Raw genomic sequence first — 24,090 nt, forward strand, 5'->3', positions numbered from 1 at the left:
CAGGCAGCGACCCTCGGACCCCTGTGGGGCACCCGTCGCGCCGACCACTTCGACCAGGGCTGTCGCCCGAGCTGAGTCCCCCGACCACGCTCGCCCGATCGTCCCCTGGAGCACCACCGTGTCCGCGCCTGCCTCCGTGCCCGCGTCCCGCCCCGCCCGCCTGCGCGTCCCGCACGCACGACCCGTCACCGCGCCCACCCCGTACGGCCTCGAGGACCTGCAGGAGCTGACCCGCGAGATCGCCGCCGAGGTGCGCTCCGGGCGGCACGAGGTCGTCGTCGACCCGGAGCGCCGCTGGTACCGGCTGCTGCGCAGCGACGGCTTCGTCGACGTCTGGCTGATCAGCTGGGCCACCGAGCAGATCGCGGAGCTGCACGACCACGCGGGCTCCCTCGGCGCCCTCACCGTGGTGTCCGGCTCGCTGACCGAGCGCCGCTGGAGCGGACCGTCCGGGCTGCGCACCCGGACCCTGCGTCACGGCCGCGGCGCCGGCTTCCCGCTGGGCCACGTGCACGACGTCGCCAACACCGCCGACGACCCCGCGGTGAGCGTGCACGCCTACTCCCCGCCGCTGTCGGCGATGTCCTACTACGACGTCGAGGACGTCGCGGGCACCACCGGCCACCAGCGGCTGCGCCGCACCCGCACCGAGCTCGTCGAACCCGGCCGGGGTGTCGGATGAGCCGCACCGTCGCCGACCTGCTCGCCGCCGCCCGCGCCCGGCTCGACCGGCCGGACCCGCGGCGTGCCGCGGAGCTCGCCGCGGCCGGGGCGCACCTGGTCGACACCCGGCCGGGGTGGCAGCGTCGTGAGGAGGGGCAGATCCCGGGCGCGCTGGTGATCGAGCGCAACCACCTGGAGTGGCGCCTCGACCCGACCTCCGACGCCCGCGTCCCCGAGGCCGTCGACCACGACGTCGCCTGGGTGCTGTTCTGCTCGGAGGGCTACAGCTCCAGCCTGGCCGCCGCGTCGCTGCAGGACATCGGGCTGCACCGGGCCACCGACGTCGACGGCGGCTTCCGCGCCTGGGCCGCGGCCGGGCTCCCGGTCGAGGCCGGTCAGGACGGCCCGTCCGACGCCACCCGTCCGCCGGACAGGCGCGCGTCGAGGTAGCCCGCGACCAGCGCGGTCAGCTCGTCGACGACGACCGCCCGCGCGAACCCGGGCCGCTCCAGCACGAACCCGGTGGTGAGGTGCTCGACGGTCCGCACGACCGTCCACGCCGCGGCCCGCGCCGCGTCGGTGTGCCCGGCGCCGCGGGTGAGCAGCACCGTGGTGACCAGGTCGTCGATCCGGCCGGCGAACGCGGCCCGGCGCCCGCCGGGGGAGCGCGGCAGCTGCTCGACGATCACCCGTAGCAGTCCGGCTCCTCGCCGAACGTGTCGAGCAGGGCCTCGAGGGTCGCGCGCACCGCCGGCGCGGTGCCCGTCCCCGGCCCGGCCGCGGCGACCGAGTCGAGGAACGCGCGCGAGACGCGAGCCTCCATCGCGTCGAGGTAGCGATCCAGCACCTCGGTCAGCACCGCGTCCTTGTCCGGGAAGTACTGGTAGAGCGACCCGGGCGACACCCCGGCGGCGGCCGCGATCCGGTTCGTCGACGCGCCGTCGTACCCGCGGGTGACCAGCACGTCCCGGCCCGCCGCGACGATCCGCTCCACCATCGCCCGGGACCGCTCCTGGCGCGGCTCGCGCCGCCGGGCCCCGCGCCCGCTCACCGGGCGCCCCGGAACGCGCGTTGAAGGCGAGCATTCGCTCGTGTCAGCATCGGTCCATGCTGGCAGAGCCGCCCGTCGCCCCGCGACGCTTCCGCAGTGCGCCCGAGCGCGCGGCGCGGATCGCCCGTCCGCTCGGCCTGGTCGCCGGGGTCCGCGACCCCGACCCCGCGCTGCTCGCCGAGATCGGCCGCCGGATGCTCACCCGCGACGAGACCGGCGCCGCGCTGGCCCGCGCGATGGGACGCGACCGCGACGACGCGGGCCGCGCCGGGAACGGCCGTGTGACCATGCGGGCGTTGCACACCGCGCTGGCCGCGGGCGCCGCGCCGGCCGACGCCCCGCCCGCGCTGCGGGACTTCCTCGCCGCGGTCACCCCGGACCCGGACTGGCTCGACCGGGACCTGCTCGAACGCGGCGCCCGCGCCTACCGCAGGCTCGGCCGCAGCCGCGACGACGTGCTGCTGGGACTCTCGCTGATCGGCGGCTACCGCTACGGCGGCCCCACCGAGCTGCTCGTCCGCACCGGTGGGCTCACCGGCGCCGGCGCGATGCGCCGCCTCGGTGAGACCCAGGCGTGGGCGTTCGCCGTCAGCCGTCCCGGCGGGATGGTGCCCGGCGGTGCGGGCTGGGCGGCGACGCTGCACGTGCGCGCCATGCACGCCCTCGTCGCGGAGCGGTTCGAGCGGGGCGACCGCTACGACGTTGCCGGCCACGGGCTGCCGATCAACCAGGCCGACGCCGCGGCCACGCTCGGGCTGTTCAACAGCACCGCGATCCTCGGCTGCCGCCTGCTCGGACGGCACGTCCCGCGCGCCGACGGCGACGCGATCATGCACCTGTGGCGCTACGTCGGGTGGCTGATGGGCGTCGACGACGACTGGCTGTTCGACACCGAGCGCGCCCAGAACGCGTTCAACCACCACATCGTGCTGGCCCAGGGCGACGTCACCCCGGCAGGCCCGCTGCTCGCGGGCGCGCTCGTCGAGGGGCTGCGCAGCGAGCGGACCGGTGGCCCCGCCGACCGGCTCCGCGGCGCCTGGGAGCGACGACGGCTGCTGTCGCTGCTGCGGGTGTTCCTGCGCGCCGAGGGCCTGCGCGACCTGGACCTGCCGGTGACCGCGGCGTGGATGTGGCCGTCGCAGGTGCTGCGCAACCTGGTCGAGTCGCTGCTCGTCGCGCGGACCGCACGGGGGCGGCGGTGGCTGGAGCGCCGCTCGGACCGCCGCGTCGAGGCCGACCTGGCCCGTCGCTTCGGCCGCGAGACGCCCGGCCCCCGCGACCTGGCCGCCTGACCCCGCCCGCCGGGATCAGGTGAACGCGCTGATCCCGGTCACGTCCCGGCCCACGATGAGGGTCTGGATCGTCTCGGTGCCCTCGAAGGTGTGGATGGCCTCGATGTCGGCCCAGTGCCGCACGACGTGGTGCTCCAGCAGGATCCCGTTGCCGCCGAGCAGGTCCCGCGCCTCGGAGAGGATCTTGCGGGCGGTCCGGGTGTTGTGCATCTTCGCCAGCCCCGCGACGGTCGGCGACAGCTTGCCCACCTCGGCGAGCCGGGCGGACTGCATGCAGTAGAGCTGCATGCCGGTCAGGTCGGCGAGCATCGCGACGAGCCGCTGCTGCACGATCTGGAAGCTCGCCAGCGGCTTGCCGAACTGCTCGCGCTCCAGCGCGTAGCGCAGGGCGGCGTCGTAGCCGGCGGTCGCGTGGCCCAGCGCCATCCAGGCGCAGGTGCCCCGGGTGGTGGCCAGCACCGCGGCGCAGTCGGCGAAGGTCCGCGCCTCGGCCAGCCGGTTCTCCTCCGGTACCCGGACCCCGTCCAGCTCGATGTCGGCCTGCCAGAGCGCCCGCAGCGACACCTTGCCCGGGATGACGGTGGCCTCGTAGCCCTCCGCTGGGGTCTCGACGACGAACCCGAGCACCTCGCCGGAGTCGGTGTCGCGCGCCCACACGACCACCAGGTCCGCGACGCTGCCGTTGCCGATCCAGCGCTTCGACCCGCGCAGCACCCAGTGGTCGCCGTCGCGGGTCGCGGTGGTCTCCAGCGCGACCGAGTCCGAACCGTGCATCGGCTCGGTGAGCGCGAACGCGCCCAACTTGTCCATGGTGGACATCGACGGCAGCCAGCGTTGCCGCTGCTCCTCCGAGCCGCACATCGCGATCGCCTTCATCGCCAGGCCCGCGTGCACCCCGAGGAACGTGCCGAGCGAGCCGTCGCCGCGGTGCAGTTCCATGTGCACGAGGCCGAGCGCGAGCGGGCTCATCCCGGCCGCCCCGTAGCCCTGGATGTCCTCGCCGACGATCCCGAGCTCGGGCAGGCGCCGGAACAGGTGCCAGGGCAGCTCCGCGCGCTCCCAGTAGTCGTTGATGCCGGGGAGGACCTCGGTGTCGACGAACTTGCGGGTGTCGGCGAAGCGCTGCCACTGCTCGTCGGTGAACTGGTCGCGCACCGAGAAGAAGTCGGTGCCCAGGGCCTCGCCCAGCTCGGTGTACGGAGTGGTCGGTGCGGTCATGATCGCGGGCCCCTCGCCGTCGACGGAGACCTGATCCTCACAGAATCACCGGGGTTCCGCCGGGCGGAACTCAGGCCCGCACCAGGCAGAACGGGTGACCGATCGGGTCGAGGAAGACCCGGAAGCTCTCCGGTGCGGGCTGGACCTCGTGCCTGGTGGCCCCGAGCGCCAGCACCGCGGCCTCCCCGGCGTCGAGGTCGGGCACGTCGAAGTCGATGTGCCCGCGCTGCGGCCGCACCTGCCCCGGCCACTCCGGCGGGGTGAACTCCCCCTCGGAGATCTGCTGGAACGCCAGGGTGGCGCCCGCCCCGCCCGCGTCCAGCTCGACCCAGTCGGGGTCGCTGTCGGTGGGCCCCGTGACCGGCCAGCCGGTGATCGCGGAGTAGAACCGGGCGAGCTCCAGCGGGTCCGGGCAGTCGAGCGCGAACAGTGCGAACCTGGCAACGGGTGCATCGGTCATGGGGGCAGTGTGCCTGCGACCCCCGACAGTCACGCCTCAGAGCGCGTCGATCGCCCGCTCGATCCGCTGCACCGACACCGGATGGCGGGTCTTCATCGGGTGCGCGTACAGCGAGATGCGCAGCTCCTCGACCATCCACCCGATCTCGCGCAGCGCGGCCGACGGCGGCGTGTGCTCGGGCAGGGCGGCCAGCAGCCCGCGGTACTCCGCCTCGACCGGTGCGATCTCGGCGGTCCACCGGGCGTCGCGGGCGGGGTCGGCGCGCAGCTTCTCCAGCCGCAGCTCGCAGCCCTGCAGGTAGCGCTTCACGTCGCCGAGCCGGGTCGCCCCGGCGGCGGTGACGAAGCCCGGCGCGGTCAGCCGGCCCACGACCGCCGTCACGTCGGCGACGCCGTCGCGGGTGGCGGGGCCGCGCAGGTCCGCCAGCGCCGCACCGACCCGGTGCCAGACCTCCAGCACGCCGCGTACGGCGTCGAGGACCTGCAACGTCGTCGACGGCAGCCGCATCCGCAGCAGCTCAGCGAGCCGGGCGTACTGCGCCTCGTCGAACGGGTCGCCGCCGCCCCGGGCCATCAGGTGGTCGGCCGCGGCGGTGGTGCAGTCGTCGAGCAGGGCGTCGAGCGAGCCGTGCGGGTTGCGCGACAGGGCCAGCCGCGCCCGGTTGTCCAGGCCGCGCTGCACCTGCTTCCCCGGGTGGGTGGTGTTGAGGAGCAGGAGCCGCCGGGCGCCGCGGTGGTGGGCGGGGTCGCGCTCGGGCGCCGTCGCGTACACCCGGACGTCGGCGCTCGTGCCGCGGTCGCGCAGGCCCGGGTAGCCGGTGACCGTGTGCGCGCCACGCCGGATCGGCAGCTCCCGGGGGAGGTCGCCGATCGTCCACGACGTCAGCCCGGTCGCCTCGACGTCGCTGCCCGCGGCGGCCAGCTCCTCGCGGACCTTCGGGGCGAGGGCGCGGCGCAGCCGGTCCAGGTCGGTGTCGCGGGCCAGCTCGGCGCCGGACTCGTCGAGCACCCGGAAGGTCACCGTCAGGTGCTCGGGCAGCCGCTCCAGCTCCCAGTCCTCACGCCGGATGTGCACGTCGCGCATCCGGCCGAGCTCGTCCTCCAGGACGTCCAGCAGCGGACGCCGGCCGGTCTCGCCGCGCAGCCGGGCCAGCACCGCCTTCGCGTGGTCCGGGGCGGGGGAGAAGTTGCGCCGCAGGTTCCGCGGCAGCGTCCGGATCAGCGCGGTGACGAGCTCCTCGCGCAGCCCGGGCACCTGCCAGGTGAACGGCGTCGGGTCGACCTGGTTCAGTGCCGCCACCGGAACGTCGACGGTCACGCCGTCCTCGTGATGGCCGGGCTCGAACGCGTAGGACAGCGGCAGGGTCAGCCCGCCCGCCTCGACGTGGTCGGGGTAGTGGGCGCGGTCGACCTGCTTCGCGGCCTCGGTCGCGAGCATCTCCTCGGTGTAGGTCAGCCGGTCCGGGGCCCGCCTCGACTCCTTCTTCCACCACCGGTCGAAGTGCGCACCGGAGACGACGTCGGCGGGGACCCGCTCGTCGTAGAAGGCGAACAGGGTGTCCTCGTCGACGACCAGATCGCGACGCCGCGCCCGGTGCTCGAGCTCCTCGACGCTGTCGAGCAGCTCCCGGTTGGCGTGGAAGAACGGGTGCCGGGTCTCCCAGTCGCCCTCGACGAGGGCGTGCCGCAGGAACAGGTCGCGGCTCACCTCGGCGTCGATCCGGCCGTAGGCGACGCTGCGGTCGGCCACCAGCGGCAGCCCGTGCAGCGTGACCCGTTCGGTCGCGACGGCGGACGCGCGCGTGCGTGACCAGCGCGGTTCCGAATACGTCTTCTTGACGAGATGTCCGGCGAGGGGCTCGATCCAGTCCGGCTGGACCGGTGCGACGGTCCGCGCCCACAATCTCGTCGTCTCGACGAGTTCGGCGGCCATCACCCAGCGCGGGGGCTTGCGCGCCAGTCCCGAGCCGGGCCAGATCGCGAACTTCGCGCCGCGGGCGCCGAGGTAGTCCTTCGGGCCCTTCCGCTCCTTCTTCCCGTCTCCACCGTCCCCTCTGCGCTTCCCCGTGGCCTTCTCGGAGAGAGGGTCCTGCATACCGACCTGCGACAGCAGCCCGGCCAGGACGGACTGGTGGATCCGGTCGGCGTGCCGCGGCCACTCGGGGTCGTGGTCGTTCAGATCCATGCCGGAGCTGCGGGCGGCCTGGCGGAGCTGGCCGTGCAGGTCCCACCACTCGCGCACCCGCAGGTAGTGCAGGAAGTCCTCACGCAGCTCGCGGCGGAACCGGCTGCCCGACAGCTCGTCGCGGCGGGCGTTCAGGTGGTCCCACAGCCGCAGGTAGGCCAGGAAGTCCGAGCCGTCCTCACCGAAGCGGCGGTGCTTGTCGTCGGCGGCCTGGCGCTGCTCGGTGGGCCGCTCGCGCGGGTCCTGCACGCTCAGCGCGGCGGCGATGACCAGCACCTCGCGCAGACAGCCGTTGCGGTGCGCCTCCACGAGCATCCGGCCCAGCCGCGGGTCCACCGGCAGCCGCGCCAGCGACTGTCCGACCGCGGTCAGCGAGCGCCGGTCCGGGCGCAGCGCGCCGAGCTCGTGCAGCAGGTCCAGACCGTCGGCGACGGCACGCCGGTCCGGCGGCTCGACGAACGGGAACTCCGAGATCTCGCCCAGGTCCAGCGCGATCATCTGCAGGACGACCGACGCCAGGTTGGTCCGCAGGATCTCCGGGTCGGTGAACTCGGGGCGGGCGTCGAAGTCGTCCTCGGCGTACAGCCGGATCGCGATGCCGTCGGAGGTACGGCCGCAGCGCCCGGACCGCTGGTTCGCCGAGGCCTGGGAGATCTTCTCGATCGGCAGCCGCTGCACCTTGAGCCGGCGCGAGTAGCGCGAGATGCGCGCGGTGCCGGTGTCCACGACGTAGCGGACGCCGGGCACGGTCAGCGAGGTCTCGGCGACGTTGGTGGCCAGCACCACCCGGTTGCCCGCGTGCGGCGCCCAGACACGCTGCTGCTCGGCCGTCGACAGCCGGGCGTAGAGCGGCAGGATCTCGGTGTTCCGCAGGTTGCGCCGCTCCAGGGCCTCGGTGGCCTCGCGGATCTCGCGCTCGCCGGGCAGGAACACCAGCACGTCGCCCGGGCCCTCGCGCTGGAGCTCGACGACGGCGTCGCCGATCGCGTCGTCCAGCTGCCGGTCGGGATCGGCGTCGGGGTCGTCCGGGTCGACGACGGGGCGGTAGCGCACCTCGACCGGGAACGTGCGCCCCGAGACCTCGACGATCGGGGCCGGGGTCGGGTCACCGCCGTCGGTGGCCGCGCCGAAGTGCCGGGCGAAGCGCTCCGGGTCGATCGTCGCCGAGGTGATGACGACCTTGAGGTCCGGACGGCGGGGGAGCAGCCGGGTCAGGTACCCGAGGATGAAGTCGATGTTGAGGCTGCGCTCGTGCGCCTCGTCGATGATCAGCGTGTCGTAGGCCAGCAGGTCCTTGTCGCCGGCCAGCTCGGCCAGCAGGATGCCGTCGGTCATCAGCTTGACCATGGTCGAGTCGCCGACGGCGTCGGTGAACCGGACCTTCCAGCCGACCGCCCCGCCGAGCTCGACGCCCAGTTCCTCGGCGATCCGGGTGGCGACGGTGCGCGCGGCGAGCCGCCGCGGCTGGGTGTGCCCGATCATCCCGTGCACACCGCGGCCCAGTTCGAGGCAGATCTTCGGCAGCTGCGTCGTCTTCCCGGATCCGGTCTCCCCGGCGACGATCACGACCTGGTTGTCACGGATCGCGTCGGCGATCTCCTCGCGGCGTGCGGAGACCGGCAGCGTCGCGGGGTAGGAGATCCGCGGCAGCGCGGCGCGGCGCCGTTCCACGCGGTGCTCGGCCTTCGCGACGGCGTCGGCGACCCGCTGCTGGGCACGTCCGTCGCGGGCCCGGTCCAGCCGGCCGCGCAGCCGCTCGGCCTCGGCCGGTCCGAGCGCGTCGAGGCGCTCCCGCAGGGAGGTGAGCTCGGCGTCGCCGAGCGGGGGGAGCGGCTCGGCGGAGTCGCGGCCGTCGCGGTCGGGGCCGCGACGGCCGGGCTGGTCGGGGCCGGGCGCCGTGACGGCAGCGCGCCGACCCCGAGGCCCGCGGCGGCGCTGCGTCGATGCACGGCGGCGCTGCTGATCGCGGGCCGGGACGCCGCGCGCGGCGCCCTCCGTCCCGGGGGCGGCCTGCGCTGCGGCGAGGTCCGATGAGGTGTTCTCGTGTGGAGGTGTGTCCTGCGGGGTGCCGGAGCTCCCGCCGCGCGCCTGGTGGTCGCCCCGTGCGCCGGGACGGCGGCGGGGTCGGCGCGGACGGTCGTGCGACGACGGCTGTGCGGAGGTCGGAGACGGGACGGGTTCGCTGGACATCGTTCGTTCAGTCTGCCTGCTCGCCCGGGACCGGGCGTGCGCCGACCATGGTGACCGGCCTCGCAGGCGTCGTCGAATGGGTTTCGGGAATCGGCGGTATGGGGTCCGAACCGGACGCCGGTCGCCTCGCGGCGAGTGGCGCACCGCGGCTCCAGCCGAACGGAACTCCACGGCGGCGGTTGTCTGTTGCGGCCCGGGGACTCGGTTCGCCCGGCTCGGACAGTCGTTCCAACGGGCGGGGGTCCCGGATCATTCCCTCCCCGCGCGACGGTTTCCGGCTCAGCTCCCGTCCCCCTCGGGAACGGCGTCGGACCCCGTCTCGGCGAGCCGGGCCAGCAGGTCGCGCAACCGGGCCCGCTCGGCCTCGTCGAGCGGGGCGAGGAACTCCGCGGCCAGCGCACGGGCCTCGGTCGCGGCCCCGGTGGCCAGGCGTTCGCCCTCGTCGGTGAGGTGGACCAGCCGTCGTCGCTGGTCGGTCTCGGAACGCGAGCGGGTCAGCCAGCCGTGGCGTTCCATCCGGCGCAGCAGCTCGGTGGTGGTGCCCTTGTCGGTCGCGGCGAGCGATCCGAGCGTGACCTGGTCGATCCCGGGGCGCCGGCGCAGCGCGTCGAGCATCGCGTACTGCGGCTTGGTCAGCTGCGGGACGCGCTGCTGCCAGGCCGCGGTGTGGGACTGCAGGACCCGGCGGAGCAGGTGGACGACCGCCTCGTCGGCACCCGGGTTGCGATCGGTCATGCCGCGAGTATAGTGCGTGTGCAAACAGTTAGTATACGAACTAGTTGGGAGATGGTCCGGTGCGACTCGTCGTGGGAATCACCGGCGCGACCGGCGCGATCCTCGGGATCCGCCTGCTGGAGGCGCTGCGCGACGCCGAGGTCGACACGCACCTCGTGCTCTCGAAGTGGGCGCGGGCGACGATCGTCGAGGAGACCGGCTGGACGGTGCCCGAGGTCGAGGCGCTGGCCGGGACCGCGCACCCGTTCGGGGACCAGGCGGCCTCGATCTCGTCCGGCTCGTTCCGCACGGACGGGATGGTCGTCGTCCCCTGCTCGATGAAGACCCTCGCGCAGATCCGGCACGGCATCGCCGACGGACTCGTGGCCCGTGCCGCGGACGTCACGATCAAGGAGGACCGGAAGCTGGTCCTCGTGCCGCGGGAGACCCCGCTGTCGGAGATCCACCTCGAGAACATGCTGGCCCTGCGCCGCACCGGGGTGCGGATCGTCCCGCCGATGCCCGCCTTCTACAACCACCCGGCCGCGGTGGACGACGTCGTGGACCACGTCGTCGCCCGCATCTGCGACCAGTTCGACCTGCCCGCCCCGCGGGCCCGCCGCTGGACCGGCGGGTCCGCCCGACAGAGGAGGAGCGCCTGATGGACACCTTCCGCGACTACCTGGCCGAGCTCGAGCGGCACGGCCAGCTCCTGCGCATCGACGACGAGGTGAAGGCCGAGCCCGACCTCGGCGCCGCCGGTGCCGCCGCCCCGAAGCTCGGCGACCGCGCCCCCGCGCTGCTGTTCACCGACGTCGCCGGGTTCCGCGACCCGAACATCGTGCTCAACGCGCACGGCTCCTGGGCCAACCACGCCGTCGCGCTCGGGCTGCCGCCGGAGACCCCGGTGCGCGAGCAGGTCGAGGAGTTCGGCCGTCGCTGGGACGCCTTCCCGGTCCCGGTCGAGCGGCGCTCCGACCCGCCGTTCGCGGAGAACACCGTCGCCGGCGAGGCGGTCGACCTGTTCTCGCTGCTGCCGCTGTTCCGCATCAACGCCGGCGACGGCGGCTTCTACATCGACAAGGCCGCCGTCGTCAGCCGCGACCCCGACGACCCGGAGTCCTTCGGCAAGCAGAACCTGGGCATCTACCGGATGGAGGTCCAGGGGCCGCGCACGCTCGGTCTGCAGCCCGTCCCGCAGCACGACATCGCGCTGCAGCTGCGCCGCGCCGAGGAGCGCGGCGAGGACCTGCCGGTCGCGATCGCGCTCGGCAACGAGCCGACGATCCCCCTGGTCGCGGGCATGCCGATCGCCTACGCCGACAGCGAGTACGAGATGGCGGGCGCCCTGCGCGGCTCGCCCTGCCCGATCGCCACCGGTCCGGAGACCGGGCTCGACGTCCCGTGGGGCTGCGAGATCCTGCTGGAGGGCGTCGTCCTGGGCCGCGAGCGGCACTTCGAGGGCCCGTTCGGCGAGTTCACCGGGCACTACTCCGGCGGCCGCCGGATGCCGCAGATCCGCATCGACCGGGTGTCCTACCGGACCACGCCCTACTTCGAGCACCTCTACATCGGCATGCCGTGGACCGAGTGCGACTACCTCATCGGGCCGAACACCTGCGTCCCGCTGCTCAAGCAGCTGCAGGCCGAGTTCCCCGAGGTGCGCGCGGTCAACGCCATGTACACCCACGGCCTGCTCGCGATCGTCTCGGTCCGCAACCGCTACGGGGGCTTCGCCAAGGCCGTCGGGATGCGGACCATGACCACCCCGCACGGCCTCGGCTACTGCAAGGTCGTGATCTGCGTCGACGACACCGTGGACCCCTTCGACCTGCCCCAGGTCATGTGGGCGCTGTCGACCAAGATGCACCCCGCGCACGACCTGGTGACCCTGCCCGACATGCCGGTGCTGCCGCTGGACCCCGGGTCCGACCCGGTCGGCATCACCCACAAGCTGATCATCGACGCCACCACCCCGACCGCCCCGGACGACCGCGGGCACTACTCCCAGGGTGTCGTGCCGCCCGACGACACCGCGGCCTGGGTCGAGCGCCTCGGCCGCCTCGTCGCCGGCGACCGGAAGGAGAACCTCTGATGACCTGTCCCCGCTGCTCCACCGACGGCGCCGCCGTGCTCGCGACCTCCCCGGTCCCGGGCGTGTGGACCGTGCACCGCTGCAGCCTGTGCGGCTTCGTCTGGCGCGACACCGAGCCGCCCGCCGTCCGCGACGCCGCGCACTACCCGGCCCGGTTCCGGGTCACCGAGCAGGACGTGGCCGCCGCGGTCGACGTGCCGACCGTCCCGGAGCGCCGGGCGTGACCCCGACGTTGATGTGGGAGGCCCGCGCCGCCGACGGCCGGCGCGACGAGCTCCTCGCCCACGTGCGCGAGCGGGCCGCCGTCGCGCTGGCCGGCGCCGAGCGCCACGAGCTGTTCGTCGCCGACGGCGGGCGGGTCGTCGTCATCGCGGTCGGGGTGCCGGCCGGCACGACGCTGCCCGAGCCGCCCGGCGAGCTGCTGGCCCGGCCGCCGCACTCCTGGGGCTTCGACCGGGTCGGCCCCTGACCCGTCCTCAGCCGGCCCCGAGCGCCGCGAGCACCCCGTCGGTCCACGGCGTCCACGCCTGGACCGCCCACGGCCCGAAGTCGCGGTCGGTCAGCACGACGGCGGCGGCGCGCACGTCCGGGTCGACCCACAGGAACGTGCCGGACTGGCCGAAGTGGCCGAAGGTCCGCGGCGACGAGTGCTCCCCGGTCCAGTGCGGGGACTTGCCGTCGCGGATCTCGAAGCCCAGGCCCCAGTCGTTCGGCCGCTGCCGTCCGTACCCGGGGAGCAGGCCGTCGAGCCCGGGGTGGGTGACGGTCGTCGCCTCGGCGACGGTGCGCGGGTCGAGCAGCTGCGGGGCCTGCAGCTCGGCGGCGAAGCGGGCCAGGTCGTCGACGGTGGACACCGCGCCCGCGCCCGCCGAGCCCTCCAGCCGGGTGTGCGTCATCCCGAGCGGGGCGCAGACGGCCTCGTGCAGGTACTCGGCGAACCCGATGCCGGTCGCCTCGGCGATGGCGCCGGCGAGCACCGCGAACCCGGTGTTGGAGTAGATCCGCTGCTCACCGGGGGCGGCGCGGACGTCGTCAGTGTCGAACGCCAGACCTGAGGTGTGCGCGATCAGGTGGCGCACGGTCGCGCCCTCCGGGCCGGCCGCGTCGTCCCAGTCGACGGCGCCCTCCTCCACGGCGACCAGCGCGGCGTAGGCCGAGAGCAGCTTGGTCACCGAGGCCAGACCGAACTCGCGGTCGGTGTCGCCCGCGGTGGCGAGCACGGTGCCGTCGGCGGCGACGACGGCCGCGCCCACGTGGTCGACCGGCCAGTCCAGGACCCGGCGCACCGCCGGGGCGAGCTCGGTCACGACGGGAGGTGCGGTCGGGTGCGCATGCCGTCCATCCTGGCAAACGGGCGGGACCGCGGCCGCCCGGGCGATGATCGGGCCCGTACCGCGTCCGCCGGGTCCCGCACCCGGCCGCGCACCGCGAGGGAGGGCACCGTGCCGCTGCACCACGAGACCACCGGGTCGGGGCCGCCGCTGCTGCTGGTCCAGGGCGGAGCGGCCGAGGCCGGTGCGGCCCGGATGCTCGTCGGCGAGCTCGCCGTCACCCACCGGGTCCTCACCTACGACCGGCGCGGCGTCGGCCGCAGCCCGGCCGGGCCGGACCCGGTCGGGCCGGCCGCGCACGCCGACGACGCCGCCGCACTGCTGGCCGACACCGGGCCGTCCGCCGTCGTGGGGGTGGGCGTCGGCGCGGTGATCGGCCTGCTGCTCGCCGTCCGCCACCCGGACCTGGTCACGACGCTGGTGGCGCACGAGCCACCGCTGCCCGGCCTCGTCCGCGACCCGGACCACGAGGCGGGCCTGGACCGGGTCGAGGAGCTCGCGGCGCGCGACGACCTGGGCGGGGCGCTCCGGCTCCTGACCGCGCTGACCTCGGGCGAGGACCCCGTCGAGCCCGGCTACCGGCCGGAACCGCCGTCCGGGGACCCGGAGCCCGCGCTGCGCCGGTTCCTGCTCCACGACGTCCCCGCGGTGCGGGCCGTCCGCATCGACCCCGACGACGTCACCGCGAGCGGGGTCCGGGTCGTCCCCACCGGTGGGCTCGAGTCGCGCGGGCGCTGGGAGCACCGCTGCGCCGAGGTGCTCGCATCCCGGCTCGGGCGTGGGCTCGTCGAGCTGCCCGGCGGCCACGACGGGCCCGTCACGCACCCGGTCGCCGCCGCGGCCGCGCTGCGCGGGCTGGTCGGCGGCACGTGAGCGGAACCGTGCTCGTCGGCACGTCGGGGTGGCGCTACCCACCGTGGCGCGGCACGTTCTACCCGCCCGGGCTGGTCCAGCGCCGCGAGCTGGAGTACCTGTCCCGGCAGGTCACCTCGATCGAGATCAACGGGTCGTTCTACGCGTTGCAGCGCCCGGAGAGCTACCGCGCCTGGGCCGCGCAGGTCCCCGCCGGTTTCGTGTTCGCGGTGAAGGGCCCGCGGTTCGTGACGCACCTCAAGCAGCTGCGCGACGTCGCGGTGCCGGTCGCGAACTTCCTCGCCTCCGGGGTGCTCGGCCTCGGCCCGGCGCTCGGGCCGGTGCTGTGGCAGCTCCCGCCGCGGATGCGGTTCGACGCCGACCGGGTCGCGGAGTTCCTGACCCTGCTGCCGACGACGACGGCGGCGGCAGCCCGCGCCGCGACCGGCCACGACGACCGTCTCGACGGGCGCGCGCTCGTCGAGACCGACACCGACCGCCCGCTGCGCCACGCGGTCGAGCCCCGGCACGAGTCGTTCCGCGACCCCGCGTTCACCGCGCTGCTGCGCGAGCACGGCGTCGCCCTGGTGCTGTCGGACTCCGCGGGCACCTGGCCGGTGTTCGACGAGGTCACCGCCGACCTCGTCTACCTGCGCCTGCACGGCCAGGGGGAGCTCTACACCGGCGGCTACACCGCCGAGGCCCTCGACGGCTGGGCGGAGCGCATCCGCGGCTGGCGCGACGCCGGGCACGACGTCGTCTGCTACTTCGACAACGACGCGAAGGTCCACGCACCGACCGACGCGCTGGCCCTGATCGACCGCCTCGGCTGACCTGTTCGGCCGACCGTCGGCACGGCTGAACGGACCTGTCCTCACATTTGTTGATAAGGACGGGCAGCCTGATACGCCGGCCGCCGTCGCCGCGACAGCCGTGACGTGACCACTCCGCAGAACCGCCACGGCGCCCCGGACCTCTCCGGCCCGCCGCAGCAGCAGTCCGGCCCGCACCGGGTCCCGCAGCAGTACCCGGGCATTCAGGGCCCCGGCCGCCACCAGCAGCAGTACGCGCAGGACCCGCGCGGTGCCGCGCCGCAGGGCTGGGCGCCGCACCACCAGCCCCGGCCGCAGCACTCCGGCGGGAACCCGAACCCCTACTACGACGGCCACCCCGAGGTCCCCTTCGGCGGGCCGCCCTTCGGCCGCACCAACCCGGGCGGGGTCCCGCAGCAGGCCCGCGGCCCGCAGCAGCAGGCCCCGGCCGCCACCGGCGCCCAGCCCTGGCCGAGCGCGGCCCGGCGCGGCGGTGTCCCGCAGCAGCGCACCGCGGCCCCGGCCGTCCCCGCCGTCGCCCCGCGCAACGGGTTCGGCGTCACCGCGCTGGTGCTCGGGATCCTGGGCCTGCTGTTCTCCTTCATCCCGATCATCGGGATGATCGCCTGGCCGCTGGTGTTGCTGGGCCTGCTGTTCGGTGTGCTCGGTGTCGTCCGGGCGAGCAGGGGCCGGGCGGACAACCGCGGCGTCGCGATCGCGGGCACCGTGCTCTCGGCGATCGGGCTGGTCATCTGCATCGCCTACGCCTCGATGGTCGCCGCCGCGGTGTCGGGCCTGCCGACGACCGTGCCGGCCGCGGCCCCGGCCGTGTCCGCGCCCGAGTCCGACGCCGTCGCGTCGGCGCCCGCGGCCGCCGGTGGCGACGTGATCACCTACGAGGTCACCGGGTCCGGCACCGCCGGGAACATCACCTACGTCAAGGACGACAAGATGGGGATGGAGCAGGTCAACGGGACCTCGCTGCCGTGGACGAAGGACGTCACCTTCGACTCCGGCGTCCTCACCTTCCAGCCGCTGTCGCTGGTGGCCCAGTCCGGGTCCGGCGGGAACGGCGAGATCACCTGCCGCATCCTGCGCAACGGCGAGGAGATCACCTCCTCGACCAGCTCGGGTCCCTACGCGGTCGTGAGCTGCAGCGGCAGCTGACCCACCCAGCCGTACGCCGGGACGCTCCACAGCGACGCGCCCGCGCAGTCGCTGGAGTGGTCACGCACGACGAGCGTCCCGACGGACGACGAGGCCCTCCCCGGGGACGCCCGGGGAGGGCCTCCCCACGTCCGGGGTCAGGCCGCCAGCCCCACCGCGAGGGCCAGCACGCCCAGCAGCGGCGGCCCCAGCTGGATCGACGCCGGCCGCCGCTTCGACGGGTCCGACAGCAGCAGCACCAGACCGGCGGCGACCATCGAGCCCGCCCCGGTGAACACCAGCGTCGCGCCGATGCCGCGGGCGCCCGTCGCGAACACCACGGTCCCGAGCAGCACGGCGACGGCGAGGAACAGGTTGTAGAAGCCCTGGTTGAACGCCAGCGTCCGGGTCTGCTCCGCCTCCGCGCGGTCCGTACCGAAGGTCGCACGGGCCCGGTCGGTGGTCCAGAGCAGCGACTCCAGCACGAAGATGTAGACGTGGATCAGCGCCCCGATCCCGGTCAGCACCAGCCCGGCGACGATCACGACGGCCCCCTCCGCGGCGGAACCGTTCCGCCGCAGGGGGACCGTAGTGGGACCGGCGACGGCGGGGTCAGCGGCTCGCTGCCCGCCGGTACTGCCGGCTCGCCAGCGGCGCGAACACCGCGACGATCACGACCGACCAGATCAGCACGTAGAGCACCGGGTGCTGCAACGGCCAGGCGTCCGAGGCGGACGCCGACGCGGGGATCGCGCCGTCGTTGCCGAACAGGGTCCGTGCGGCCGCGGTGACCGCCGAGACCGGGTTCCACTCGGCGAACACCCGCAGCGGGCCGGGCAGCGAGTTCAGCGGCACGAAGGTGTTCGCCAGGAACGTCACCGGGAAGATCACGATGAACGACGCGTTGTTCACGACCTCCGGGCTCGGCACCAGCAGCCCGACGAATGCCATCACCCACGAGAACGCGTAGGCGAACACGATCAGCACCGCGAACCCGGCGAACGCCTCGCCGACCGAGGTGTGGATGCGCCAGCCGACCAGCAGCCCGGTCAGCGACATCACGACCAGCACGATCAGGTTGTTCACCACGTCGGACAGGGTCCGGCCGGTCAGCACCGCCGACGACGACATCGGCAGCGAGCGGAACCGCTCGATGATGCCCTTCTTGACGTCCTCGGCGAGCCCGGCGCCGGTGTTCGTGGCCCCGAAGATGACGGTCTGGGCGAAGATCCCGGCCATCAGGAACTCGCGGTACCCGGCCCCGCCGCCGGCCGGGTCGATCGCGCCGCCGAAGACGTAGGCGAACAGCAGCACGAACATGATCGGGGACAGGGTGGTGAAGACCAGCAGGTCCGGGACCCGCTTGATCTTGATCAGGTTGCGCTTCGCGACGACGGAGGCGTCGGCGAGCATGGTGGCGGCGGCGTTCACGGGGTCGGCTCCTCGGCCTGGTCCGCCTCGTCGGCGGGGCGCCCGGTCAGGGTGAGGAAGACGTCGTCGAGCGTCGGGCGGCGCAGCCCCGCGTCGTCGACCTTGGTGCCGGCCTCGGCGAGCCGGTCCAGCGCGGCGCGCAGCACCTCGACCCCGCCGCTGACCGGCATCGTCAGGGAGCGGCGGTGCCGGTCCAGCACGGCCTCACCCACGCCGAGCGAGGCGAGCAGTGCGGAGGTGGGCTCCAGGTCGTCGGCCAGGCTGGTCGTGACCTCCAGGCGCTCCCCGCCGACCTGCGACTTGAGCTCGTCCGCGGTGCCGCGGGCGATGACCCGGCCGTGATCGATGACCACGATCTCGTCGGCCAGCGCGTCGGCCTCCTCCAGGTACTGGGTGGTGAGCAGCAGCGTCGTCCCGCGCGCGACGAGACCGCGGATCACGTCCCACAGGTCGTTGCGGCTGCGCGGGTCCAGCCCGGTGGTCGGCTCGTCGAGCAGCAGCACCGGCGGGTCGGCGACGAGCGCCCCGGCCAGGTCGAGCCGGCGGCGCATCCCGCCGGAGTAGGTCCGGGCCGGACGGTCCGCGGCGTCGGTCAGGCCGAAGTCGGCCAGCAGCTCACGGGCCCGGTCCCGGGCCCGGCGCCGACCCAGGTGGTAGAGCCGCCCGACCATCTCCAGGTTCTCGAAGCCGGTCAGGTACTCGTCGACCGCGGCGTACTGCCCGGACAGACCGATCCGGCGGCGGACGCCTGCCGGGTCGGCCAGCACGTCGACGCCGGCCACGGTGGCCGCGCCCGCGTCCGGTGTCAGCAGTGTGGTCAGCACCCGGACGACCGTGGTCTTCCCGGCGCCGTTCGGGCCCAGCAGGCCGAGCACCGTCCCCTCCGGCACCGACAGGTCGACCCCGTCGAGCGCGCGGAGCGAACCGTAGGTCTTGACCAGTCCCGTGGCGCGGATCGCGTCCGGCATCGTGTTGTCCCCCTCGGAAGGTGCGAGCGGGGCCACTGTGCCCTACGACCCTGACAACCTGCGTCCTGATTCGGCCCGGCGGCGCGCGTGGGCGAGCAGCATCCGGCGCCCGACCAGCATCAACGCCGCCGACACCAGCATCACGACGGCGTTGACCGTCCACGCGGTCGGGAAGCCCGCGTGGGTGGCGAGCGAGCCGAAGACGATCGGTCCGGCGAAACCGCCGGCGTAGACACCGACCTGCACGATCGACGTCGCCGCGGCCGGGGCGGACGGGTTGAGCCGCACCACGGCGAACTGCAGCAGACCCGGCCACGCCCAGCCCAGCCCGAACGCCAGCACCACCCCGACGACCAGCGCCGGCGTCCCGGGCACGGCGAGCAGCAGGAACCCGCCGGCGCCCGCGGCGAGACTCGCCGCGACGACGGCGACGTGGCCGCCCGAGCGCATATCGGCCAGCCACCCGTGCAGCATCCGCACCGACAGCCCCACCACGCTGCCGAGGGTCAGCATCAGCCCGGCCAGACCGGGGTCGATCCCGCGGTCCACCGCCGAGGCGACCAGGAAGATGCCGAGCGCGGTCGCGGTCCCGGCCGCGAGCCCGGAGGCGGCGCCGATCACCGCGAGCGCGGCCGTCGCCCGGTCGCCGGACCCCGTGCGGGCCGCCGGGCGGGCGTCGGTGCGCGGGCACGCGGACAGTGCCGCCAGCGCCAGCAGCGCGCCGATCCCGTACGCCCAGCGCCAGCCCACGGTCAGCGCCACCGCGGGGACGGCCAGCCCGGCCAGCAGCGTCGCCGCCGGGATCGCGGCCTGCTTCACCCCGAAGGACAGCCCCATCCGGTGTGCGGGCACCGAGCGCGCGAGCGTCAGGTTCGACGACAGCTGGCCCATCACGTTGCACCAGGCGCCGCAGAGCAGCAGGACGACGAGCGCGACGTAGGACCGCGCGCCCAGCGCCAGGGCCGCCATCAGCACCGCCGCCCCGACGACGGCGATCCGGCTGGTCACCCGTGATCCCACCCGCTCGACGACCATGCCGACCGGCAGCGAGCACAGCGCGCTGACCCCGAAGTACAGCGCGACGACCAGCCCCAGCCCGGACGGGTCGAAGGCCAGGTCGCGCGAGAGCTGCACCGACAGGGCACCGGTGAGGAACACCGGGAGCACCGACGCCGTCGTCACGACCACCGCGCCGGTCGCGACGCGGAAGGCGGACGGCGACGCGGTGTCCGTCGTGCCCGGTTCGGTTGCGATGCTCACGTTCAGCAACGCTAACCGATATGCGTCAACCCTGGATGCGCGAGTCCCCGCGGCCGGCCCACTCCTTCTCGCGGAGCTCGAACTTCTGGACCTTGCCGGTGGAGGTCTTGGGCAGCTCGTCGACGACCTCGACGTACTTGGGTGCCTTGTAGCGGGCGATCCTCGTCTTCACGTGGTCGATCAGCTCCTGCGGCTCGGCGGAGCGGCCCGGCTTGAGCACGGCGAAGGCCTTGCAGACCTCGCCCCACTTCTCGTCCGGCACCCCGACGACGGCGGCCTCCAGCACCGCGTCGTGCGAGACGATCGCCTGCTCGACCTCGACGGTGGAGATGTTCTCGCCGCCGGAGATGACCACGTCCTTGGCCCGGTCGCGCAGCTCGACGTAGCCGTCGGGGTGCACGACGCCCAGGTCGCCGGAGTGGAACCAGCCGCCCCGGAACGCCTCCGCGGTTTTCTCCTCGTCGCGGTGGTAGCCCTTCATGACGTTGTTCCCGCGCATCACGATCTCGCCCATCGTGGCGCCGTCGCGGGGGACGTCGGCCATCTCCTCGTCGACCACCCGGACCCGGTCCGCGCACACCATGCCGACCCCCTGGCGGGCCTGGAGCCGGGCCCGTTCCTCGCCGTCGAGGTCGTCCCAGGCGTGCTGGTACTGGTTCACCGCGTACGGCCCGTAGGTCTCGGTGAGGCCGTACACGTGCACGATGCGGAACCCCATCCGCTCCATCTGCAGGATGGTCGTCGGCGACGGCGGCGCGCCGGCCGTCGTGATCGTCAGCCGGTAGTCCAGGGTGACGGCCTCGGGTGAGTTCATGATCGTCGTGACGACGGTCGGGGCGCCGTTGAGGTGGGTGACGCCGTGCTCGCCGATCAGCCGCCAGATGGTGTCGCCGCGGACCTCGCGCAGGCAGACGTGGGTGCCGCCGATGGCCGTCACGGCCCACGGGGTGCACCACCCGTTGCAGTGGAACATCGGCAGCGTCCACAGGTAGACGCTGTCCGCGGTGTGCCCGGAGTGGACGATCTCGCCGAAGGAGTTCAGGTACGCACCGCGGTGGTGGTACTCGACGCCCTTCGGGTTGCCGGTCGTCCCCGAGGTGTAGTTGATCGTGATGGTGGCCCGCTCGTCGTCGACGGCCCAGGACCGCGGGTCGTCCGAGCCGCGGGCGAGCAGGTCGGCGTAGCTCGTCCCGGAGCCGACGCCGTCACCGGGCGCCGCCGGGTCGACGACGGTGACGATCTCGCGGACCGTGGCCAGCTCGTCGGCGACCGGGCGGACCGTCTCGTACAGGACGGCGTCGACGACCAGCACCGTGGCCGCCGAGTGGTCCAGGATGTAGCGGACCTCCTCGGTCGACAGCCGTGTGTTGATCGCGACCAGGACCGCGCCCGCCAGCGGCACCGCGAAGTGCGCGACGAGCATCTCCGGGACGTTCGGCAGCAGGTAGGCGACCCGGTCACCGGGCTCGACGCCCGACGCGGCGAGGGCGTTCGCCACCCGGGTCGCCTCCGCCGCGAACTCGGCGTAGGTGTGCCTGCGGTCGCCGTAGACGATCGCCGTGGACTCCGCGAACACCTCGGCCGAGCGGCCCAGGAAGGCCAGCGGGGTGAGCGGGGTGGTCCAGACGTCGGTCGTCGCGCCCTGTGTCACGGTCGGCTCCTTCGCAGGCGGTGCACTCGTCGCCGCGATCCTGCTCGCCGCGAGGAGCACCCGGCAACCCGCGCCGGCCGAGCCCCCCGGCGCCCCCCGACCGCCGGGGCTCAGCCCTCGATCGTGATGGCGGCCTTGGGGCAGCTCCGTGCCGCCTCCTCGACCTTCGGCCGCAGCGACTCGGCCGGGTTCTCGTCGAGGATGTAGAGGTAGTCGTCGTCGCGCACCTCGAAGACCTCCGGCGCGACACCCATGCAGACCGCGTTGCTCTCGCAGCGGTCGAAATCCACGATGACCTTCATGGCATCCATGGTGCCCCCGCCGTGCCGACGCCGCAGGACTGAGGGCTCCCTGACCTGCGGTTATGCTTCCCTTCCTCGCTCGGGAAGGCCGCAGGTCAGCGGCTGTCGCGGGTCTGGGCGGCGGTCGGCAACGGCTGCGGCGCGAGGTTCGCGCGGGCCTGCACGGGCGTCGGCGGCGGGGTGGTGTGCGGCACCCCGGTGAGGAGCGCGGTCGTCGCCCGGGTGGTCACCGGGATGCTGCCGACCGAGGGCAGGCGCACCTCGTCGGGTTCGAGCATCGCGGCCACGCCGAGCAGGGCGCCGAGCGCCACCGGGGCGGCCAGTGCCGCGAGTCGCAGTCGCGCCGGGTCCACGGCACACCTCCACGTCGACGACCGCGCGGGGGATGCCGGGGAGCGGCAGCGGCCGTCGACCAACCATCGGGTCGCGGCCGTCCGCCGTTACCGCCATCGGGTGATCCGGGTCAAGCGGGGCGCATCCGGACCACCCGATGGAGGGCGCTCACTCCCTCCGCAGCACCGGACGCAGCGTGTCCAGCACCGACGCGTCGTCGATGGTGGAGGGCACCGGCTCCTCGGCGCCGTCGGCGATCCCGCGCATGGTCTTGCGGAGGATCTTGCCGGAACGGGTCTTGGGCAGGGCCGGGACGATCGCGACGTCCTTGAGGGAGGCGACCGCGCCGATCTGGTCGCGCACCATCTGCACGAGCTCGGCGCGCAGCCCGTCCTCGTAGCCCTCGGCGTCGCTGTCGACGCCGGACTTCAGCACCACGAAACCGCGCGGGACCTGCCCCTTCATGGTGTCCGCGACGCCGATCACCGCGCACTCCGCGACGTCCGGGTGCGAGGCCAGGACCTCCTCCATCCCGCCGGTGGACAGACGGTGGCCCGCGACGTTGATGACGTCGTCGGTGCGGCCCATGACGAAGACGTAGCCGTCGGCGTCGAGGTGCCCGCCGTCGCCGGTGAGGTAGTAGCCCTCGAACGCCGACATGTAGGAGCTGACGTAGCGCTCGTCGTCGTTCCACAGGGTCGGGAACGCACCGGGTGGCAGCGGCAGCTTCGCCACGATCGCGCCGTCGACTCCGGGCTCGGCCGGGTCGCCCCGCTCGTCGAGGACCTGGACGTCCCAGCCGGGCATGGCACGGGTCGGTGAGCCGGGCTTGATCTCCAGCAGCTCGATGCCCGCCGGGTTGGCTGCGATCGGCCAGCCGGTCTCGGTCTGCCACCAGTGGTCGATGACGGGGATGCCGAGCAGATCCGAGGCCCAGCGGTGGGTCTCGGGGTCGAGGCGCTCGCCGGCGAGGAAGAGGTACTTCAGCGAGGACACGTCGTACTGCCCGAGGAACGTGCCCTCCGGGTCCTCCTTCTTGATCGCCCGGAACGCCGTGGGCGCGGTGAAGACGGACTTCACCCCGTTCTCCTGGACGACCCGCCAGAACTGTCCGGCGTCCGGCGTGCCGACGGGCTTGCCCTCGTAGAGCACGGTCGTCGCTCCGGCCAGCAGCGGCGCGTAGACGATGTAGGAGTGGCCGACGACCCAGCCGACGTCGGACGCGGTGAAGATCGTCTCGCCGGGGCCGACGTCGTAGATGTTGGGCATCGACCAGGCCAGGGCGACGGCGTAGCCGCCCGAGTCGCGCACCACGCCCTTCGGCTTGCCGGTGGTGCCGGAGGTGTAGAGCACGTAGAGCGGGTCGGTGGCCTTCACCGGGACCGGGTCGGCCGGCGTGGCGTGGGCGACGGCCTCGGCCCAGTCGACGTCGGTCGGGCCCAGCTGCGCGGTGGCCTGCTCGCGCTGCAGGATCACCGTGGACGTGGGCTTGCGGTCCGACAGCTCGATCGCCCGGTCGAGCAGCGGCTTGTACTCGATGACGCGCTTGCCCTCGATGCCGCAGGACGCCGAGACGACGACCTTGGGCCCGGCGTCGTCGATCCGGACGGCGAGCTCCTTGGCGGCGAACCCGCCGAAGACCACCGAGTGGACGGCGCCGAGGCGGGCGCAGGCGAGCATCGCGATCGCGGCCTCGGGGACCATCGGCATGTAGACGACGACCCGGTCGCCGTGGCCGATGCCCTGGTCGCGCAGCACGCCCGCGAACAGCGCGACCTCGTCGCGCAGCTCCGCATAGGTGTAGGAGCGCCGCGACCCGGTGACCGGCGAGTCGTACACCAGGGCCGTGCGGTCGCCGTTCCCGGCGTCGACGTGCCGGTCGAGCGCGTTGTACGCGACGTTCAGCTCGCCGTCGGGGAACCAGCGGTAGAACGGCGGGTTCGACTCGTCGAGCGCGCGGGTCGGGGCGACGTCCCAGTCGATCCCGTCGGCCGCGCGGAGCCAGAAGCCCTCACGGTCGTCCACGCTGGAACGGAAGATCTCCTCGTAGGCGGTCACCGTCGTCCTCTTCCCCTGGCGATCCCGGCGGCCCACGGTGGCCGCCCCTCGTGTCGCCGACGACCCTAGGAGGTGACAC

At 74.0% G+C, this 24,090-nt stretch carries 26 protein-coding genes; 11 read left to right on the plus strand and 15 right to left on the minus strand.

Annotation, left to right across the window (positions count from 1 at the left end):
• The first annotated feature begins 118 nt into the window (after positions 1–118).
• Both ND486_RS27100 and ND486_RS27105 read left to right on the plus strand, forming a co-directional pair.
• Positions 119–682 (plus strand): cysteine dioxygenase family protein, encoded by a 564-nt coding sequence (locus ND486_RS27100; protein ID WP_251787170.1) that lies wholly within the window; start codon positions 119–121, stop codon positions 680–682.
• A complete protein-coding gene (locus ND486_RS27105) occupies positions 679–1,113 on the plus strand; it encodes a rhodanese-like domain-containing protein (RefSeq protein WP_226354896.1) in 435 nt (144 codons plus the stop codon). Before ND486_RS27100 ends, ND486_RS27105 begins: the two co-directional genes overlap by 4 nt.
• Here the strand turns inward: ND486_RS27105 and ND486_RS27110 are convergent.
• Together ND486_RS27110 and ND486_RS27115 are read right to left on the minus strand one after the other, a co-directional pair.
• Positions 1,059–1,352, minus strand: a complete 294-nt coding sequence (locus tag ND486_RS27110) for a hypothetical protein (protein ID WP_251787171.1) — start codon at positions 1,350–1,352, stop codon at positions 1,059–1,061. The genes ND486_RS27105 and ND486_RS27110 overlap by 55 nt on opposite strands.
• Complete coding sequence (locus ND486_RS27115) at positions 1,349–1,714, minus strand: TetR/AcrR family transcriptional regulator (protein ID WP_251787172.1); 366 nt, start codon at positions 1,712–1,714, stop codon at positions 1,349–1,351. The genes ND486_RS27110 and ND486_RS27115 overlap by 4 nt, the downstream gene beginning before the upstream one ends.
• Positions 1,715–1,770: 56 nt before the next feature.
• On the opposite strand from ND486_RS27115, the gene ND486_RS27120 reads away from it, so the two are divergent.
• Entirely contained in the window at positions 1,771–3,006 is a 1,236-nt protein-coding gene (locus tag ND486_RS27120; protein ID WP_251787173.1) for an oxygenase MpaB family protein, read from the plus strand.
• 15 nt (positions 3,007–3,021) lie between these two features.
• Here the strand turns inward: ND486_RS27120 and ND486_RS27125 are convergent, their stop codons facing one another.
• From ND486_RS27125 to hrpA, 3 genes are all read right to left on the minus strand, one after another.
• A complete protein-coding gene (locus ND486_RS27125) occupies positions 3,022–4,224 on the minus strand; it encodes an acyl-CoA dehydrogenase family protein (RefSeq protein WP_178374737.1) in 1,203 nt (400 codons plus the stop codon).
• 70 nt (positions 4,225–4,294) lie between these two features.
• Positions 4,295–4,684 (minus strand): VOC family protein, encoded by a 390-nt coding sequence (locus tag ND486_RS27130; RefSeq protein ID WP_251787174.1) that lies wholly within the window; start codon positions 4,682–4,684, stop codon positions 4,295–4,297.
• A gap of 36 nt (positions 4,685–4,720) precedes the next feature.
• Positions 4,721–8,620, minus strand: a complete 3,900-nt coding sequence (gene hrpA, locus ND486_RS27135; RefSeq protein WP_251787253.1) for an ATP-dependent RNA helicase HrpA — start codon at positions 8,618–8,620, stop codon at positions 4,721–4,723.
• Here hrpA and ND486_RS27140 point away from each other — a divergent pair.
• Entirely contained in the window at positions 8,543–8,902 is a 360-nt protein-coding gene (locus ND486_RS27140; RefSeq protein WP_251787257.1) for a hypothetical protein, read from the plus strand. The two genes, hrpA and ND486_RS27140, sit on opposite strands and share 78 nt — an antisense overlap.
• Positions 8,903–9,337: 435 nt before the next feature.
• Here ND486_RS27140 and ND486_RS27145 read toward each other — a convergent pair whose 3' ends face one another.
• Entirely contained in the window at positions 9,338–9,793 is a 456-nt protein-coding gene (locus ND486_RS27145; RefSeq protein ID WP_251787175.1) for a MarR family winged helix-turn-helix transcriptional regulator, read from the minus strand.
• Between the two features lie 59 nt (positions 9,794–9,852).
• Between ND486_RS27145 and ND486_RS27150 the strand changes: the two genes are divergently transcribed.
• The 4 genes from ND486_RS27150 to ND486_RS27165 are packed head-to-tail and all read left to right on the plus strand — an operon-like array spanning position 9,853 to position 12,336.
• Entirely contained in the window at positions 9,853–10,434 is a 582-nt protein-coding gene (locus tag ND486_RS27150) for a UbiX family flavin prenyltransferase (protein ID WP_208824538.1), read from the plus strand.
• Positions 10,434–11,867 (plus strand): non-oxidative hydroxyarylic acid decarboxylases subunit C, encoded by a 1,434-nt coding sequence (locus ND486_RS27155; RefSeq protein ID WP_251787176.1) that lies wholly within the window; start codon positions 10,434–10,436, stop codon positions 11,865–11,867. Before ND486_RS27150 ends, ND486_RS27155 begins: the two co-directional genes overlap by 1 nt.
• Positions 11,867–12,091 (plus strand): non-oxidative hydroxyarylic acid decarboxylases subunit D, encoded by a 225-nt coding sequence (locus ND486_RS27160; protein WP_251787177.1) that lies wholly within the window; start codon positions 11,867–11,869, stop codon positions 12,089–12,091. The genes ND486_RS27155 and ND486_RS27160 overlap by 1 nt, the downstream gene beginning before the upstream one ends.
• The gene (locus ND486_RS27165; RefSeq protein ID WP_208824544.1) at positions 12,088–12,336 is read left to right on the plus strand and encodes a hypothetical protein; all 249 of its coding nucleotides are present in this window, start codon (positions 12,088–12,090) and stop codon (positions 12,334–12,336) included. Before ND486_RS27160 ends, ND486_RS27165 begins: the two co-directional genes overlap by 4 nt.
• A gap of 7 nt (positions 12,337–12,343) precedes the next feature.
• On the opposite strand, the gene ND486_RS27170 is transcribed toward ND486_RS27165, so the two are convergent.
• On the minus strand, positions 12,344–13,174 hold the full coding sequence (locus ND486_RS27170) for a serine hydrolase domain-containing protein (protein WP_251787178.1): 831 nt from the start codon (positions 13,172–13,174) through the stop codon (positions 12,344–12,346).
• Positions 13,175–13,309: 135 nt separating this feature from the next.
• Between ND486_RS27170 and ND486_RS27175 the strand changes: the two genes are divergently transcribed.
• From ND486_RS27175 to ND486_RS29980, 3 genes are all read left to right on the plus strand, one after another.
• On the plus strand, positions 13,310–14,071 hold the full coding sequence (locus ND486_RS27175; protein ID WP_251787179.1) for an alpha/beta fold hydrolase: 762 nt from the start codon (positions 13,310–13,312) through the stop codon (positions 14,069–14,071).
• Complete coding sequence (locus tag ND486_RS27180; protein WP_251787180.1) at positions 14,068–14,883, plus strand: DUF72 domain-containing protein; 816 nt, start codon at positions 14,068–14,070, stop codon at positions 14,881–14,883. The genes ND486_RS27175 and ND486_RS27180 overlap by 4 nt, the downstream gene beginning before the upstream one ends.
• Positions 14,884–14,988: 105 nt before the next feature.
• Complete coding sequence (locus tag ND486_RS29980; protein ID WP_251787181.1) at positions 14,989–16,029, plus strand: MmpS family transport accessory protein; 1,041 nt, start codon at positions 14,989–14,991, stop codon at positions 16,027–16,029.
• A gap of 137 nt (positions 16,030–16,166) precedes the next feature.
• On the opposite strand, the gene ND486_RS27190 is transcribed toward ND486_RS29980, so the two are convergent.
• The 8 genes from ND486_RS27190 to ND486_RS27225 form a co-directional block, all read right to left on the minus strand.
• Positions 16,167–16,553, minus strand: a complete 387-nt coding sequence (locus tag ND486_RS27190; RefSeq protein ID WP_251787182.1) for a DUF1304 domain-containing protein — start codon at positions 16,551–16,553, stop codon at positions 16,167–16,169.
• A 67-nt stretch (positions 16,554–16,620) separates the two neighbouring features.
• Positions 16,621–17,439, minus strand: coding sequence for an ABC transporter permease (locus ND486_RS27195; RefSeq protein WP_374231907.1), 819 nt, complete (start codon positions 17,437–17,439; stop codon positions 16,621–16,623).
• Positions 17,436–18,407 (minus strand): ATP-binding cassette domain-containing protein, encoded by a 972-nt coding sequence (locus tag ND486_RS27200; RefSeq protein WP_251787183.1) that lies wholly within the window; start codon positions 18,405–18,407, stop codon positions 17,436–17,438. Before ND486_RS27200 ends, ND486_RS27195 begins: the two co-directional genes overlap by 4 nt.
• Before the next feature lie 42 nt (positions 18,408–18,449).
• Positions 18,450–19,667: an MFS transporter gene (locus tag ND486_RS27205; RefSeq protein WP_251787184.1), complete on the minus strand. Its 1,218-nt coding sequence runs from the start codon at positions 19,665–19,667 to the stop codon at positions 18,450–18,452.
• A 25-nt stretch (positions 19,668–19,692) separates the two neighbouring features.
• Positions 19,693–21,318 (minus strand): acyl--CoA ligase family protein, encoded by a 1,626-nt coding sequence (locus tag ND486_RS27210; RefSeq protein ID WP_251787185.1) that lies wholly within the window; start codon positions 21,316–21,318, stop codon positions 19,693–19,695.
• 110 nt (positions 21,319–21,428) lie between these two features.
• The gene (locus tag ND486_RS27215; RefSeq protein ID WP_062399810.1) at positions 21,429–21,620 is read right to left on the minus strand and encodes a ferredoxin; all 192 of its coding nucleotides are present in this window, start codon (positions 21,618–21,620) and stop codon (positions 21,429–21,431) included.
• Positions 21,621–21,715: 95 nt separating this feature from the next.
• Complete coding sequence (locus ND486_RS27220) at positions 21,716–21,973, minus strand: hypothetical protein (RefSeq protein ID WP_062399812.1); 258 nt, start codon at positions 21,971–21,973, stop codon at positions 21,716–21,718.
• A gap of 148 nt (positions 21,974–22,121) precedes the next feature.
• A complete protein-coding gene (locus ND486_RS27225; RefSeq protein WP_251787186.1) occupies positions 22,122–24,011 on the minus strand; it encodes a propionyl-CoA synthetase in 1,890 nt (629 codons plus the stop codon).
• Positions 24,012–24,090 lie beyond the last annotated feature (79 nt).

Source organism: Pseudonocardia sp. DR1-2 (assembly GCF_023717215.1).
GTDB lineage: Bacteria > Actinomycetota > Actinomycetes > Mycobacteriales > Pseudonocardiaceae > Pseudonocardia > Pseudonocardia alni.

Excerpts from the sequence above, each read along its gene's own strand:
- ND486_RS27105 (WP_226354896.1), top strand. The coding sequence starts at position 679 with ATGAGCCGCACCGTCGCCGACCTGCTCGCCGCCGCCCGCGCCCGGCTC.
- ND486_RS27120 (WP_251787173.1), top strand. The coding sequence starts at position 1,771 with ATGCTGGCAGAGCCGCCCGTCGCCCCGCGACGCTTCCGCAGTGCGCCC.
- ND486_RS27125 (WP_178374737.1), bottom strand. The coding sequence starts at position 4,224 with ATGACCGCACCGACCACTCCGTACACCGAGCTGGGCGAGGCCCTGGGC.
- ND486_RS27130 (WP_251787174.1), bottom strand. The coding sequence starts at position 4,684 with ATGACCGATGCACCCGTTGCCAGGTTCGCACTGTTCGCGCTCGACTGC.
- ND486_RS27145 (WP_251787175.1), bottom strand. The coding sequence starts at position 9,793 with ATGACCGATCGCAACCCGGGTGCCGACGAGGCGGTCGTCCACCTGCTC.
- ND486_RS27155 (WP_251787176.1), top strand. The coding sequence starts at position 10,434 with ATGGACACCTTCCGCGACTACCTGGCCGAGCTCGAGCGGCACGGCCAG.
- ND486_RS27160 (WP_251787177.1), top strand. The coding sequence starts at position 11,867 with ATGACCTGTCCCCGCTGCTCCACCGACGGCGCCGCCGTGCTCGCGACC.
- ND486_RS27200 (WP_251787183.1), bottom strand. The coding sequence starts at position 18,407 with ATGCCGGACGCGATCCGCGCCACGGGACTGGTCAAGACCTACGGTTCG.
- ND486_RS27215 (WP_062399810.1), bottom strand. The coding sequence starts at position 21,620 with ATGAAGGTCATCGTGGATTTCGACCGCTGCGAGAGCAACGCGGTCTGC.